Origin of the sequence: Teredinibacter haidensis (genome assembly GCF_014211975.1) — a bacterium.
In the GTDB taxonomy this organism is placed as follows: domain Bacteria; phylum Pseudomonadota; class Gammaproteobacteria; order Pseudomonadales; family Cellvibrionaceae; genus Teredinibacter; species Teredinibacter haidensis.
Window position 1 is genome coordinate 3,253,743 of the sequence record NZ_CP060084.1, and the last position, 15,461, is coordinate 3,269,203.

A 15,461-nucleotide genomic window follows, 5' to 3' on the forward strand; every position below is an offset into this window, starting at 1 on the left:
GCCTTCGGTTTTGCTTAATCTGTTTTGGGGGAATCTGTGACTAATTGTTTCACTCTGCTTCGGCATGTCGGCCTGCTGCTGCTCACTGCACTGATGCTCAGCGCCTGTGGGTCTTCACAGGTTAAGGATGAACCCAGCCAGGACACCAGCGTTTTATCCTCTGAGCAGATTAACGCCATACTTTCCGACGCCAGCCAGGCCGTGGGCGAGGAGCGTATCGTATTGATGCTGGAAGCCGCCGACGCCATGCTCCAGGCTAATGAGCTCGATTGGGCACGACAGACGCTTAGCGAACTTTACCCCACTGCGCTTACGGATGCCCATTATTTCACATACTCCCTGCTGTCTGCGCAGGTTGCGCTAGCCGAAGGCGAGCATTTTATCGCCAAACGCTACCTCTTCGAGCGACGGCTGGAAGAAATGCTATCCACCGATGCCAGAGCAACACTTACCGCTCGCGAGCTGCGCGCAGCGCTATTATGTGATCTCGCAGAGTTTCGTCAGTGCATAACTGAGCGCCTGCAGATAGATGCCATTCTTGAGCAAGGTATGGACACGCCTCCCGCAGAACGTGAGCCGAACCAGGATTTAATCTGGTTAGCCTTGATGGAGCTGCCGCTCAAGGATCTGCAAATGGAAGCACAGATGCAGCGCGATGAGATTGCCAGCGGCTGGTATAACCTCGCCGCCCTCAGTAAAGACAACCAAACCAATATGCGCCTGCAGCTGGAAAGTGTCGACAACTGGGTACTGCGCTGGCCAGAGCACCCCGCCAGCCTGCGGCTACCCGTCGATCTCCAGTTTCTGAAACAGCTGGTCGACGAGCAGCCAACTCAAATTGCAGTATTACTGCCCCTCTCCGGCAAACTGGCTAAAGCGTCCCAAGCAATCCGCGATGGCATGATGGCCGCATTCTATCAACTCGCCGAAAGTGGCGACCGTCTGCCGGACCTGCGCTTTTACGATACCAGCAGCCAGGACATCAATCAGCTCTATGATCAGGCCGTACTGGAAGGCGCGCAACTGGTCATCGGCCCTCTAGACAAAGAGAACATCGACGAACTTACCCTTCGCCCTGAACTGCCCGTCACCACCCTGGCTCTAAACTATGCCGAAAACACCGGTGCCCCCATCGAGCAACTTTTCCAGTTTGGCCTGGCCGTTGAAGATGAAGCCGCCCAGGTAGCAGAGCGAGCCTGGCGCGATGGCCACCGCAGCGCCATGATTCTCGCGCCCACAAGTAGTTGGGGCGATCGCGCGGCATCCACCTTTGCTGCACGGTGGGAAGAAATTGGCGGCAACCTGGTAGGCAGCTACCGCTTTAAAGGCCAGGATGATTACTCCAATTTAATCCGCAGCGCCATGGGCGTGCAAGACAGCGATAAGCGCGCTCAACGATTGCGCCAGATACTTGGACATGCGCTGGAGTTTGAGCCGCGCCCGCGCAAAGATATCGACCTTATTTTTTTAGTCGCTCACCCCACCCAGGCACGCCAGATCAAACCCACTCTCGCCTACCACTACGCCAGCAATATTCCGGTGTACGCAACCAGTCACATATACAACGGCGATATCGACAGCAACGCCGACCGCGATATGAACGGCATTCGCTTCGCCACTCTTCCCTGGTTTTTTAACCCACAAATCCCGGAGAAGCAGCACATCGATAAACTTGCCACCGGTGCCAGCGCCTACCAACGCCTGTACGCACTAGGCGTCGATGCCTTCCACATTTACCCACGCCTGCAACAGTTGGCACAGCTGCGCAATGCACACTTCTACGGCAATACTGGTAAGCTAAGACTAGACAACCAAAAACGCGTGGTACGCGAGCAGACCTGGGCGCAATTTATTCGCGGCCGCGCTTACGCGACACCAACGGTCGCCGCTGGCAATGCGCTTTAAACTGTCGAAGCCAACCACAAAAAGCAGCGGCGAGGCAGCGGAAGACGCGGCCCTGGAGTATCTAAAAAAAAAGGGTTTAAAACTGGTATGCCGCAATTACCGCTGTAAAATGGGAGAGATTGATTTGATTTTAAAACACCAGCATTCCCTGGTGTTTGTCGAAGTCAGAATGCGTAACTCCAACCGCTTCGGAAGCGCAGTGGAAACCGTCACCGCCAGCAAACAGAAAAAAATTATTAGCACGGCACAACACTACTTGATCGAAAAAAGACTCTCAGGCAACACCGCAATGCGCTTTGATGTGGTGGGTATTGAAGGTACACAATTTAACTGGATACAAAACGCGTTTTAAAAGCAGCCTCTTAATGAATCAACGCATATACAAATTATTTCAAGCCAGTGTCGAAGCAAAAATGCAGGTCGGCGAACAGTTATCAGCGCCTATTGATGATGCCAGTGACAAACTCGTTAACGCCCTGCTCGCCGACAAAAAAATTATGATTTGCGGCAATGGCACCTCTTCAGCTCTGGCACAGGTTTTTACCTCCTGCCTGCTCGACCGCTACGAAAAAGAAAGACCTAGCCTGCCGGCTATCTGGCTTGGCGGCACCGTCTCGACCTACACGGCCATTGCCGCAGATTACAATTACAACGAAATTTATTCGAAACCCATTCGGGCGCTGGGGCAAGAACGCGATGCTTTAGTCGTTATTAGCACCAGTGGGAATTCCGGCAATTTAGTTTCTGCTGTTACCGCCGCGCATGACCGCAATATGGATGTGATAGCTCTAACCGGGCGTGACGGAGGGGATCTTTCTTCCCTGCTGGATGTCAACGATGTAGAAATTTGCGTAAATATTAATTCCCGCAGCCGCATACACGAAGTTCACCTGCTGAGTATCTTCTGCTTGTGCGACCTTATCGACAACAAACTCTTTGGGATTGAATAACCGAAAATGATGAATAAGATATTTTTATTCTGCCTGTCACTATTGTTTCTCACCGCCACCCTCAGTGGCTGCGTTTCTCTTGTAGATGCCACCACATCCGGCCCGATCAAAACCGATCCAGGAAAGCGTTCCATGGGCGATAAGCTGGACGATGCAAACTTGCGTACCATCGTTGCAGTGAATCTGCGCAAAGCCAGCACTGAACTGGATGAAGCCCATATTAATGTTTACAGCTTTAACCAGATCATTTTACTCACCGGAGAGGTACCGACAAAACCCTCCTACGAATTGGCCGGTGAAACAGCTCGCTCAGCCACCCGAGTACGTCAGGTCTACAATGAGTTACAGGTTCAACCCAAATCGAGCTTTTTATCGCGGACAAACGACAACTATTTACAAATGAAAATCGGCACCAAACTGATGTCACATCAGGATATCGATTCCAGTCGTGTCAAAGTTATCGTGGAGGATGAAGTCGTCTATTTGATGGGCATTATGACTCAGGTACAAGCCGACAAAGTTACCGATGTCGTTGCCACTACCAAGGGCGTGAGAAAAGTTGTGCGGGCAATTGAATATATTGAATAAAGGGGACCGTTAAAGTAACTCGACACCCATCGCGATACCCTCACCACCACCAATACACAGCGCGGCAAGCCCCCGCTTCTTGTTGTGCGTTTGCAATGCGGCCATCAACGTAACCAGCACCCGGGCGCCCGATGTACCCAGGGGGTGTCCTAGAGCGCAGGCGCCACCGTGAACATTAACTTTTTGATGATCCAATGCCAACTCATGCATAGCCGCCAGGGTGACAACGGAAAATGCTTCGTTCACCTCAAATAAGTCAATATCGTTTGCTGACCAATTATTTATTTCCAGTAATTTTTTTACAGCACCAACCGGAGCGGTTGTAAACCATTCCGGTTCCTGGGCGTGCTCCGCAAAACCACAGATACGAGCAATTGGCTTGAGCTTTTTAGCAATAGCGTCTCTTTCACGCATAAGAACCAGCGCGGCAGCGCCATCTGAAATCGAACTGGAATTAGCCGCCGTAACCGTACCATCCTTTTTAAAAGCGGGTTTCAAACTGGGGATTTTATCTGGTCGAGCATTACCGGGTAGCTCATCAACACTCACAACCGTATCACCTTTTCGACCACGTACCGTCACCGGTGTAATTTCCCGTTCGAACCAGCCTTCTGCTATCGCCTTATTCGCGCGGGAAAGGGATTCTATGGCAAAGGCATCCTGCATCGCTCGACTAAAACCATATTTCTCTGCTGTCGCCTCCGCATAATTGCCCATTAGCTCTCCGCCATATGCGTCTTGCAGCCCGTCTAGAAACATATGGTCATATATCTCGCCGTGTCCCAAACGAAAACCGGCACGCGCTTTATCCAGCATATAGGGCGCAAGTGTCATACTTTCCATGCCGCCTGCAACCACCACATCGACATTACCTGCGATCAAAGCATTATTGGCAATGATGACCGTTTTCATACCCGAGCCACAGACTTTATTAACGGCGGTCGTCGGCACGCTAACCGGAATACCCGCTGCAAGTGAGGCCTGACGCGCAGGAGCCTGTCCTAATCCCGCCGATAACACGCACCCCATCAAAACCTCATCGACCTGATCCGCAGATACTTTGGCATCCGCAAGCGCACCAGAAATCGCAGAGGCGCCCAAGCTGGGCGCTGGTACAGAAGCGAAAACTCCCTGCATTCCGCCCATTGCCGTTCTAGCAAAACCCACAACTACTACCGCATCTCTCATTGCACAGCCTCCCATCCGCAATTACTGAAGAGTCCCATCAGATATGGATACAGCTCCCTGACAGCATACACGCATCATAGTATCCCGTATCGCCAGTTGCTGTTGATCGACGAAAAATGGCGCCCATCTTACCGTCAGTAAACTCGTTAAGCACATCAACGGGATATAGCGCGCTTGGCTTTCGATAGCCCCCTCGTTAGACTGGCAACATAATGATAAGCAGGAGCACCCACAATGTCTGTTTCAACAATTGTAACGTTAGTGATATTAGCGATTCTGGTTTTCTATATTATTTCCATCTACAACAAACTTGTCACACTGAAAAATCGCTTCCAAAATGCCTTCGCACAAATCGAGACGCAACTGAAAAGGCGTTACGACCTAATCCCCAATTTGGTCGAAATTGCCAAAGGCTATCTCGCCCACGAACGCGAGACGCTCGAAGCCGTTATTAGTGCACGAAATTCAGCACTTGCAGGCCTGAAAGCTGCGTCGCAAAGCCCCGGCGACCCGCAGGCAATGCATAACCTTGGCAGCGCGGAAGGTATGCTGGCCGGCGCGTTAGGCCGCCTTAATGTCGTTATGGAGGCCTATCCAGATTTGAAAGCCAGCGCCAATATGAGCCAACTTACCGAAGAATTATCCTCCACAGAAAATCGCGTTGCCTTTGCTCGGCAGTCATTTAATGACTCTGTTACAGAATACAACACCTACCGCCAGAGTTTCCCTCCTGTGTTCTTCGGCAACCTTTTCGGTCACACAAAAGACGCGGAACTTCTCGAGTTTGAAGACAGCGCCGAAATACAGCACGCACCTAAAGTTTCATTTTAAGCGCCTAGAATCCCTATGAATTTTTTCCAGCATCAAGACGTTGCACGAAAAAAAACAACGCTTCTGGTTGTGCTGTTGTTAATGGCTGTACTCAGTTTATCGGCAATCACCGTTTTTGCACTGGGCATTTTTTTCTATGTTATTCAGACTAATAGCAACAGCATCAGTGCTGTCAATGCGCAGAGTAAAACGTTTCCAGAACACTTATGGATTTTCACGCAATCCGACGCCGCGCTGTGGATAACACTCAGCGTTATCGCCGTCGTTGGCATGGCAACTCTCTATAAGTATATTCAACTTGGCGCTGGCGGAAAAAAAGTTGCCGAGGCTCTTGGTGGAAACCTACTCGTCTACGATGGCGCCAGTAACAATGAAAAACGCCTGTTAAATGTCGTTGAAGAAATGGCTATTGCCTCCGGCAACCCCGTTCCCCCGGTGTATGTACTTGAAGAAAAAGGCATTAATGCCTTTGCTGCCGGTTTACACTCTCGCGACGCCGTAGTTGGCATCACACGCGGCTGCCTGGATTTATTAAACCGCGAAGAATTACAGGGTGTTATTGCACACGAATTCAGTCATATCCACAACGGCGACATGCGATTAAATATGCGCCTGGTGGCCATCTTGCACGGTATTTTAATTATTGGTTTGATCGGCTATTTCATCATGCACGGCTCGGGTGGCTATCGCGGGCGTCACCACGGCTACCGCTCATCCACACGCTCTCGCTCAAAAAACCAGGGTGCTCAGATGGGGCTAGGGCTGGCGCTTGTTGCCATAGGTTATGGTGGTACGTTTTTCGGCAATATTATTAAGGCCGCGGTCAGTAGACAAAGAGAGTTTCTCGCCGATGCTTCTGCCGTGCAATACACGCGCAGCTCAAATGGCATTGGCAATGCCCTGAAAAAAATTGGCGGTTATTCTGGCGGCTCAACACTCTCCAATGGCGCAGCCTCACAATTTAGCCATATGTATTTTGGACAGGGAATTAAAACCTCATTTGCCGCGCTGATGGCTACTCACCCACCACTTCACGAGCGTATAAAGCGTGTCTTACCACGCTGGAACGGTGGCTACCTCCATCCAGAAGAATCAGCACCGCAACACCAACAGCAGGCCGATCTCAACGGTGAAATCCCAAACCATAATTTCGTCAGTTCAAATCTAAGCGCTGAGCAATTTCAACAAATGGCCGTGGCGAGCATAGGCGAACCACAAGCACAGCACCTTAAACACGCTCAAACACTCATCGGCGGTTTGCCCCAGAATCTTCGCGATGCGGCACACCAAGCATTTAGTGCTCGTGCACTTATCTATTGTCTATTGCTCGATGCCAACCGTGATATCCGCCAGCAACAGATAGCGCAGCTTAAAGACGCCGCTCACCCCGCTACATTTAACATCATGCAAAGCCTGTATCGATTTGTTTATCAGTTGCCCCGTGAACAGCACCTTGCCCTAATTGAAATGAGCATACCCGCGTTAAAACTGCTCTCCGCCCCCCAATATGATGTGTTCAAACGCAATTTGATTGCTCTTGTTCATGCGGACAAGCACGTAAGCCTATTTGAATGGTGCCTGTATCGCATTTTAACTAACGCCATAGAACCCAGACGAGACGAATCATCCTTTCAATTACGTGATCTGGCAAAGGAGATCAGCCTTGTTTTCAGCTTGGTGGTCCATGCGGGGAAAAGTCAGTCGCCGGGTGGCGCGTTTCAGAAGGGCATCGAAAGCCTGGGCCTAAATAAGATCAAATTTACACTCGATTCGGGAAGTCTTTCATTTCAACAAGTGGATGCAGCCATCGAAAAGTTGGCTTGCCTAAAGGTGTTACAAAAACCACGTTTTCTGAAAGCCCTGGCGGACATTATTGCTGCCGATGGAAAAGTCAGAGCGGTTGAAAAAGAACTTTTTCGCGCAATTGCCCACTCCCTGGACTGCCCTGTTCCACCCCTACTGGGTAACGATCAATAGTTATTATCCGTTGTATCACCCAGACGTCTCAAGCGTCCCAGGCCGATGGCGTCGGCCTTTTCCGCTGCGCGGCGAGAGCAGATAAAGGTTTGCTGAATAATCAGAGCATCACTACTGGCGCGATGCCTTAGTAAACCTAGACTGCTCTGAACATCCGCCTTTATGTCATCCCAATACATCAACTGTTGTTCGGTAGCAATCGCTTCTATGGGACTCAGCGAAAAGGTCGGAGCCATAGCTGCGGCATGGTAAAGCTTGATCATCCAAGATTTGTCATGAGTCCAGGCGTCGCTGAATACCGTTGTGTCGTGGAGAAGTGCGTTTAACTCCTCACACACCTGTATCACGGGCTTTCCGTGCTCGACAAGATTATTGCGTGTAATACGGTGCAGCTGGGCCGCCTCGCTGCTCCAGTGAAGCCATTCTTTATGCGGCCGAATTAGCCCGCAATATCGTTGCCCCGAGGCGGCGACTACCCCCACTTCTATTGGGTAGCTTTCGCTGCCAAAGCCGGATGCTTCAAAATCTAAAATTGAAGGAAATTCAACGCGAGTACTCTGCATGCTGGAAACTACTTACTGCCCTATGGGCTTTCTTGGACTATCGGAGTCGTATATGACCGTTATTTTTATTATAGGTACAGAGTATGAAAAACGGCGCGATTGCGCCGTTTTTCATACTCTGTAAGCCTACAAACTTTATGCGGGCTTAGTCAATATAAACGGGGCCAATCCCCATCCCCCAAATCAAGACGGTGCCAATCATGGCGGTAACCATCAAAACTAAACCAACCGTGATAACGGAAGATGAATACATAAAAGCCCTATTTTTATCAATATTCATCACGATCGGCATGCCTTCAAAAATGAGGTAGATCGAATAGGCGCCCGCTGTAATCATTGCCAAAGAATTCAGCCACATAGACGGCTTGAGTAGGAAAATACCAGCCAAAAATAAAGGGGTGGTAACACATACAGCCAGCGCTGTACCCGCGTGATGGCGACGCTCTTCGGTATCGGTAACACCGTAGGTCCGAGACATCCAATTGATAAACTCGCCCAAAATAAAAACACCCGCAAGCAACGCAACATAAGTAAGCGCGCATAGTGAGATAGCAGAATTAACACTTAGGTGTATAGGCTCGCCATCACCAATACTCCAACCCACCTGAGTAACGCCATAAAATCCTGCAAGCGATGGTATAAGAGCTAAAAAGGGAACGTGGCTGAAAAAGACCTGCTTAAATGAGCTTTTATCGTCTCTAACGGAGATCCACTCCGCTGCGGGATTCGTCATAATTCCAAATGCATGCTGAAGTAAAGCCATGAGACCTCCTTTGGGTAGTTATAGTTATTGTAGTAAGGCTGTCCTTTTATTGTATGGGAAGACGCAGAAGAAGGGAGGCCATTTGGAATCCCTATTAAGAATTAATCGCAATAAGTGAAGGCGGTCTATCCTGCAAAAACAGAATAACAATTAAACGTATCGTTTAAACCTTGTACTGATAGGGGCTATTTTACGACCCGTAAACTAGGTCGACGTGGGGTGTCGCTAGAATCCCCACTATCCGGGGACGTAGGTTCTGGCTCTGGAGGGGTTTCACTTTCAAACATCATGCCCTGGCCGTTCTCGCGGGCATAGATACCCAAAACCGCATGGCATGGAACATAAATATCGGTGGGAATACCGCCAAAACGTGCGTTGAAAACAACCGCTTTATTGGCGATTTCGAGGCTAGAGACCGCTCGCGGTGCGATGTTAAGGACAATCTGTCCTTCTTTGTTAACGTACTTCTGAGGTACTTCTACATCCCCGGCCAGCGCATTCACAACAATATGTGGAGTGAAGTCGTTATCCACTATCCATTCGTAAAGCGCTCGAATCAGGTAGGGCCTGCTGGATGTCATCGCCATGTGTGAAGCTCGCCTGGGGTAAAAGTGACGTTAATTTAGAAGAGAGAAAAAATAAACGCGGGCAGCAAGGCTGCCACCCGCACAAAACGAAGCCGTATCTTAACCAAATTCCGGGCGCATTTCGCGCTCCAACTCGGTCAGGCTTTCCTGGAACGACCCGCGGCGGAATATGCGATCCATATACTCTAACAAAGGTGTCACCTGTCGAGTATTCGGCAACTGCACGCCATAAGCATCTAAACGCCACAAAATCGGTGCGAGACAACAATCGACCAAAGTGAACTCATCACTCATAAAGAATGGCTTTTCACCAAAGATAGGGGCAATTGCCACTAAACTATCCTTCAGGTCTTTGGCCGCTACCGCAATAGCTTCCTTGTTATTTGAATGAGCCAGCACTTTAACCAACGGACACCAATCATTTTCTATGCGGTAGATAAACTGGCGGCTTTCTGCTCGCGCAACTGGGTACACCGGCAGTAGCGGTGGATGAGGGAAACGCTCATCCAGGTACTCCATCATTACGCTGGTTTCATACAACGTAAGTTCGCGGTCGACGAGGGTTGGCAGAGAGTTATACGGGTTAATCTCGCTAAGTTCAGCGGGAATATTCGATGGGTCGACTTCAACAACATCAACTGTTACCCCCTTTTCTGCCAACACAATCCGCACTCGATGGCTGTAATGATCACGGCCGTCAGAAAAGTAGGTCATGGATGAGCGCTTTGTTACAACTCCCATTTTTTATCCCCAAAATCAATGAATACAATCTTTGTAAACAGAGGCCTCTAACGGCCCCGAATCAAAGCTTATCGCTTAGTGTACATCTTTCCAATACTCACGGTTGAGTAACCAGGTGAATACCAACAGCACGACTAGAAAGAGAAACACATAAATACCAATGCGTACGCGCGAATCAGCTACGGGCTCTGACAGGTACGTCATAAAATTAACCAAGTCGTACACGACTTCATCATACTCTTCTGCAGTCAGGCTGCCTTTGATATCAACCACCTTTAGACTACCGCAGGAGGTTTTCATTGCCTGGCCCATATCATTGCGAACAACGTGCCCATGGCTATCTAGTTTGTCGCCCGCAGCACACTCAGGTAAACCCTGCAGCTCCAGTAGCACGTGAGGCATCCCCACACTGGCAAAAACTTTGTTGTTAACACCGGTAGGACGACTTTCGTCTTTGTAAAAACTGCGCAGGAAAGTATGTACCCACTCAGATGAGCGAGCCCGAGTAACGAGAGTTAAGTCAGGAGGGGTCGCACCCAGCCACTGCTTAGACTTATCCGCAGCCATGGAAATGGTCATCAATTCACCAATTTTTTGATCGCTGAAAACAAGATTCTCCAGCATCAATTCATTCGGAATTTCCAGATCGTCGGCCACACGCTCGTAGCGAGAATACTGAGCGGAATGACACCCCATACAGTAGTTGGCAAAAAACTTGGCTCCACGCTGTAAAGATTCTTTATCGCTCAGGTCTGCTTCAAAGTGATCACAGGGAACAGCGCCACAAGCACCACCGGTAGAGGCCACCGCGCTAATGGACGCAAATACCAATACAAGGAACAAGGCTAGGCCGCCTAGGACCAGCGGCATTGACAAACCCTTCTTCTGAACACGCTCAGGCTCGGGCAGTGTTTTTTCCATCTTGGTCCAGAAAGGCATACCAATGAAGTAGGCGAAGTAAATAACGGTGCAAATTTGAGCCAGCGCAGTGCGGCCGGGACTTGGTGCCTTCAGACCGAGATAACCCAGCACTACAAACGTAGCGGCGAAGATAATCAGGGCGACACGACTAAAGGTCCCTTTGTAGCGAATGGATTTCACCGGGCTGCGATCCAGCCAAGGTAGAAAGAACAACATAACAATTGCCAAGCCCATTGCCATAAAGCCCAGAAGCTTAGAGGTGAATACCCCACCCAAATCAAAGGTTACCGCGCGTAGAATGGCGTAGAAGGGTGTGAAATACCAAACTGGCGCAATGTGTTCTGGCGTCTTCAGGTTATTGGCCTGCTCGAAGTTGGCGTGCTCCAGGAAGTAGCCGCTCATTTCGGGAGCAAAGAAAATTACACCACAAAAAGCGAAAAGAAAAACGGTAATACCGACCAAATCATGGACGGTGTAATAGGGGTGGAAAGCAACACCATCTAACGGGATACCATTCTCATCTTTGTTCTTTTTTATCTCTACGCCATCGGGATTGTTAGACCCCACCTCGTGCAAAGCAAGCAGATGCAAAACCACCAGCGCAAGCAGCACAATGGGTACCGCAACCACATGAAGTGCGAAGAAGCGGTTCAAGGTTGCACCGGAAATTAGATAATCGCCGCGAATCCATTGCACCAGATCTTCACCTACGTAGGGAATAGCTCCAAACAGATTAACAATAACCTGAGCTCCCCAATAGGACATTTGCCCCCACGGAAGTACATAACCCAGGAAGGCTTCTGCCATCAGGGCGACGTAGATCACCATACCGAAAATCCATACCAGCTCACGTGGGTTTTTGTACGAACCGTACATCAAGCCCCGAAACATGTGTAGGTATACCACGAGAAAGAAGGCGGAAGCACCCGTAGAGTGCATATAGCGAATCAGCCAACCGTAGGGCACATCGCGCATAATGTACTCGACAGACGCAAACGCACCTTCAGCAGTAGGCGTATAACTCATGGTGAGCCAAACGCCGGTAAGCAGCTGGTTAACCAGAACAAGCAAAGAGAGAACGCCAAAGAAATACCAAAAATTAAAATTCTTGGGTGCGTAATATTTTGCCATATGCGTATCCCATGCGCGCTGCACGGGTAAACGGGCGTCGATCCAATTCCACAAGCCAGTAAGCAAGTTCATCATTGTCTTAAGCCTCCTGATCTTCGCCGATAAGCAACACAGTGTCACTCAGGAATTTATAGGGTGGGATTTCCAGATTAATGGGCGCAGGTACACCTTGAAACACTCGGCCAGCCAAATCAAATTTAGAACCGTGACAGCGGCAGAAGAAACCTCCAATCCATTCATCACCACCTAAATCTTCCGCGCCGACTTCCGGGCGGTAGGTTGGCGCACAACCTAGATGAGTACAGAGACCCAGCAGAACGGCAATATCCTCTTTGCCTTTCTGCGCACGCGTATCGTTTTTAACATACTCGGGCTGATTAGACTTTTCCGAAGAAGGATCGCGCAAACGGTCTTCAACAGTCTTCAAGCTCGCCAGGGCCTCAGGGGTACGACGGAAGACATACACGGGTTTACCGCGCCATTCCACTGTAATCATCTGACCGGGAGCTATCTTGGAAATATTCACTTCCACGGGTGCACCCGCAGCTTTAGCTTTCGCGCTTGGATTCCAGGACCCAATAAATGGAACCGCCACGCCAACCGCGCCAGCAGCACCTACTGCGGACGTTAGCGCGGTCAACACCCGGCGACGCCCCTTATTCACACCGTCATTACTCATGACGTTTATCTCCCCTTAAGGCCTGTTAAGACAAGTATTTTGATAAATTTGATGAATTACGAAAACAACCCAGAACAATTTCGAATGCCGTACCGCTTGTACTATGTACTAGCACCTGCGCCCAATAAATGATGCTCCCACTAAATATGGTGTTTATTATAGTTGGGGAGTACCACTACACCTGAAATTTAGCCATAAGAACACGACAGCTGATCGATCTAGCCCGCTCACTATACCTATTAACAGTAAAAGCGCCCCACAAAAGTGGCGTTATGGTAAAGAAAATCCCCAGAAGTGACAAGGCAGGCGGGCGCTTAAAGCCACGACATACAGGATCTCACCTCAAACAAAAACGCCCAAACCGGATGGGTTCGGGCGTTTTCAGCATTAAGCATAATCGAGCACAAACGGCTCGAAAAGCCCTTAACGCTTGGAGAACTGTGGCTTCTTACGCGCTTTACGCAGACCCACTTTCTTACGTTCAACCTCACGAGCATCACGGGTAACGTAACCAGCTGTGCGCAGAGTTGGACGCAGAGTTTCGTCGTACGCCATCAAGGCACGAGTCAAACCATGACGAATAGCGCCGGCCTGACCGAAACTACCACCACCTTTAACCGTCACTTTGACGTCGAAAGTCTCGGCATGGTTAGTGGCTTCAAGAGGTTGGCGAACGATCATACGAGCCACTTCGCGGCCAAAGTATTCGTCCAGAGGGTGGTCGTTAACGGTAATTTTGCCGCTACCGGTTGAGATAAAAACACGTGCGGTCGAAGTTTTTCGTCGACCCGTACCGTAGTATTGTTCAGCTGCCATCATCTGCTCCTAATTATATGTTGAGTTCTTGAGGCTGCTGGGCGGTATGCGGATGCACATCGCCGGCGTAAACCTTCAATTTTTTGAACATTGCACGACCGAGTGGGCCTTTCGGCAACATGCCTTTTACGGCAGATTCGATGGTGCGCTCAGGAGCTTTAATGATCAGTTTTTCGAAACTGATGGATTTCAGGCCACCGATATAACCGGTGTGGTGGTGGTACATCTTGCCTTTGGCTTTATTACCTGTGACACGCACTTTCTCAGCGTTAACAACGACGATGTAATCGCCGGTGTCTACGTGAGGCGTGTACTCAGGCTTATGCTTACCGCGCAAGCGGTGAGCGATCTCTGAGGCCATTCGACCCAGAGTTTTGCCGTCAGCATCAACGATGTACCAGTCGCGTTTAACTGTTTCAGGTTTGGCACTAATAGTCTTCATGTTATTTGCCCTGCGAAGGTACGGATTTCTTAAAAGAAAAATGATTCAATAGCCGACACCAAATACAGGCCCCGGCAAAAGGAGCGCGGATTCTACAGAAACGCTGCGCAATATTCAAGCAATTCCACAGAATTTCCCGTAGCTGCTGCTGGGTATGCAGCTGCGGATAGCAGCCCAAAAACGAGCCTTCGCGCTATTCCCTTTCGAGGCCCGCGCAAAGGGTGCTCGTACAAACTACGGGCGATGCGCTCTGGCGAGGTATTCTTTACTTTGCATTTCCTGCAGTCGACTAACGGTTCTTTGGAACTCAAAGGACAAGCGGCCATCCTGATATAACTGCTGAATAGTGCTTTCCGCAGAAATTATTAGCTTGACGTTGCGATCATAAAACTCATCGACCAAATAAATAAAGCGCCTTGCTTGGTCGTCGATCCCAGCCGTAAAAGTAGGAACTCCATCGACGATAACGGCATGGAACTCCCGGGCCAACTCAATATAGTCGTTCTGCGACCGCGGGCCATCACACAGCTCGGCAAAGTCAAACCAGGCGATATCATCAGCGACGAAGCGCGCAACAATCGCCCGCCCCTCAACCTCCAAAGCGATACCTTGCTTAACCACATTAACATTGGGCGCTAAATCGTCGAAACAGCTTCGCAACTGCGCTTGCGTGTCACGCTTTGTAGCATCGTAAAAGAGTGCTGCTTTTTCCAGTGTGCGTAAGCGATAATCGACCCCTCCATCGACATTCACCACATCCGTTTGCTGATTTAGCAGATCGATCGCCGGCAAAAACCGAACGCGCTGCAAGCCATTCTCATACAAGCCCTTAGGTTCAATATTGGACGTCGCCACCAAAACCACGCCTCGAGCAAAGAGGTGCTCAAGCAGCTTAGCCAGAATCATGGCATCGGTAATATCGACAACAAAAAACTCGTCAAAGCAAATAACCCTTGCTTCTGCAGCGAATCTATCTGCAACAATGTCCAGCGGGTTCTGCTGCCCTTTCAAACTACCAAGCTCCTGGTGAACCCTGCGCATAAAACGATGGAAATGCGTACGTAATTTGGCCTTGAAAGGCAGGCTCTCGAAAAAAATATCCATCAGATAGGTCTTGCCACGACCAACCCCCCCCCAAAAGTACAGACCCTTCACTTCGAGCTTGGCCCGGCGACCCAGCCCCATCGACCGAAGGGCTCGGGCAAGAACCCCTCCGTTATTACGCTTCGACCAGAAGCAACGATCCTGCGTCTCAATCAACTGATGATAAAGACGGTTGAGTTGATTCACGGCATTCAGCTGTGCGGCATCCGCCACAAAGCCATCGCGTAGCAAGTCTCGTTGATATCGACTGAGAGGTGTTTCCGGCATGATAAATA

16 protein-coding genes are annotated in these 15,461 nt (G+C 49.8%); 6 read left to right on the forward strand and 10 right to left on the reverse strand.

All coding sequences use genetic code 11. The annotated features are described in order from the left end of the window. The first annotated feature begins 36 nt into the window (after nucleotides 1–36). Genes H5715_RS12950 through H5715_RS12965 form a run of 4 tightly spaced genes read left to right on the forward strand, consistent with a single transcriptional unit; the run spans nucleotide 37 to nucleotide 3,443 of the window. Entirely contained in the window at nucleotides 37–1,905 is a 1,869-nt protein-coding gene (locus tag H5715_RS12950; RefSeq protein WP_139309883.1) for a penicillin-binding protein activator, read from the forward strand. Beyond that, nucleotides 1,895–2,257, forward strand: coding sequence for a YraN family protein (locus H5715_RS12955; RefSeq protein ID WP_075187291.1), 363 nt, complete (start codon nucleotides 1,895–1,897; stop codon nucleotides 2,255–2,257). The genes H5715_RS12950 and H5715_RS12955 overlap by 11 nt, the downstream gene beginning before the upstream one ends. Before the next feature lie 13 nt (nucleotides 2,258–2,270). Further along, complete coding sequence (locus H5715_RS12960) at nucleotides 2,271–2,855, forward strand: SIS domain-containing protein (RefSeq protein ID WP_075187290.1); 585 nt, start codon at nucleotides 2,271–2,273, stop codon at nucleotides 2,853–2,855. Nucleotides 2,856–2,861: 6 nt separating this feature from the next. Continuing rightward, complete coding sequence (locus tag H5715_RS12965) at nucleotides 2,862–3,443, forward strand: BON domain-containing protein (protein ID WP_246434533.1); 582 nt, start codon at nucleotides 2,862–2,864, stop codon at nucleotides 3,441–3,443. 9 nt (nucleotides 3,444–3,452) lie between these two features. Here the strand turns inward: H5715_RS12965 and H5715_RS12970 are convergent, their stop codons facing one another. Then, entirely contained in the window at nucleotides 3,453–4,631 is a 1,179-nt protein-coding gene (locus H5715_RS12970; RefSeq protein ID WP_075187289.1) for a thiolase family protein, read from the reverse strand. Between the two features lie 234 nt (nucleotides 4,632–4,865). Here H5715_RS12970 and H5715_RS12975 point away from each other — a divergent pair, with 234 nt between their 5' ends. Next, nucleotides 4,866–5,462 (forward strand): LemA family protein, encoded by a 597-nt coding sequence (locus H5715_RS12975; RefSeq protein ID WP_075187288.1) that lies wholly within the window; start codon nucleotides 4,866–4,868, stop codon nucleotides 5,460–5,462. Nucleotides 5,463–5,477: 15 nt separating this feature from the next. Continuing rightward, the gene (locus H5715_RS12980) at nucleotides 5,478–7,439 is read left to right on the forward strand and encodes a M48 family metallopeptidase (protein WP_075187287.1); all 1,962 of its coding nucleotides are present in this window, start codon (nucleotides 5,478–5,480) and stop codon (nucleotides 7,437–7,439) included. On the opposite strand, the gene H5715_RS12985 is transcribed toward H5715_RS12980, so the two are convergent. The 9 genes from H5715_RS12985 to zapE all read right to left on the reverse strand — a co-directional run bounded on the left by H5715_RS12985 (nucleotide 7,433) and on the right by zapE (nucleotide 15,453). After that, nucleotides 7,433–8,002: a hypothetical protein gene (locus H5715_RS12985; RefSeq protein WP_075187286.1), complete on the reverse strand. Its 570-nt coding sequence runs from the start codon at nucleotides 8,000–8,002 to the stop codon at nucleotides 7,433–7,435. The two genes, H5715_RS12980 and H5715_RS12985, sit on opposite strands and share 7 nt — an antisense overlap. Nucleotides 8,003–8,147: 145 nt before the next feature. Then, nucleotides 8,148–8,765 carry a Yip1 family protein gene (locus H5715_RS12990; RefSeq protein WP_075187285.1) on the reverse strand — a complete coding sequence of 206 codons (618 nt, stop codon included), beginning with the start codon at nucleotides 8,763–8,765 and terminating at the stop codon, nucleotides 8,148–8,150. Nucleotides 8,766–8,950: 185 nt separating this feature from the next. Next, a complete protein-coding gene (locus H5715_RS12995; protein ID WP_075187284.1) occupies nucleotides 8,951–9,352 on the reverse strand; it encodes a ClpXP protease specificity-enhancing factor in 402 nt (133 codons plus the stop codon). A gap of 99 nt (nucleotides 9,353–9,451) precedes the next feature. After that, on the reverse strand, nucleotides 9,452–10,093 hold the full coding sequence (locus tag H5715_RS13000) for a glutathione S-transferase N-terminal domain-containing protein (protein WP_075187283.1): 642 nt from the start codon (nucleotides 10,091–10,093) through the stop codon (nucleotides 9,452–9,454). Between the two features lie 75 nt (nucleotides 10,094–10,168). Next, nucleotides 10,169–12,220, reverse strand: a complete 2,052-nt coding sequence (locus tag H5715_RS13005) for a ubiquinol-cytochrome c reductase (protein WP_075187282.1) — start codon at nucleotides 12,218–12,220, stop codon at nucleotides 10,169–10,171. 4 nt (nucleotides 12,221–12,224) lie between these two features. Beyond that, nucleotides 12,225–12,824: a ubiquinol-cytochrome c reductase iron-sulfur subunit gene (gene petA / locus H5715_RS13010; protein WP_075187281.1), complete on the reverse strand. Its 600-nt coding sequence runs from the start codon at nucleotides 12,822–12,824 to the stop codon at nucleotides 12,225–12,227. Nucleotides 12,825–13,247: 423 nt separating this feature from the next. Next, nucleotides 13,248–13,640, reverse strand: a complete 393-nt coding sequence (gene rpsI, locus H5715_RS13015) for a 30S ribosomal protein S9 (protein WP_075187280.1) — start codon at nucleotides 13,638–13,640, stop codon at nucleotides 13,248–13,250. A 13-nt stretch (nucleotides 13,641–13,653) separates the two neighbouring features. Beyond that, nucleotides 13,654–14,082 (reverse strand): 50S ribosomal protein L13, encoded by a 429-nt coding sequence (gene rplM / locus H5715_RS13020; RefSeq protein ID WP_075187279.1) that lies wholly within the window; start codon nucleotides 14,080–14,082, stop codon nucleotides 13,654–13,656. A gap of 234 nt (nucleotides 14,083–14,316) precedes the next feature. Then, on the reverse strand, nucleotides 14,317–15,453 hold the full coding sequence (zapE, locus tag H5715_RS13025; protein ID WP_075187278.1) for a cell division protein ZapE: 1,137 nt from the start codon (nucleotides 15,451–15,453) through the stop codon (nucleotides 14,317–14,319). Nucleotides 15,454–15,461: the final 8 nt, after the last annotated feature.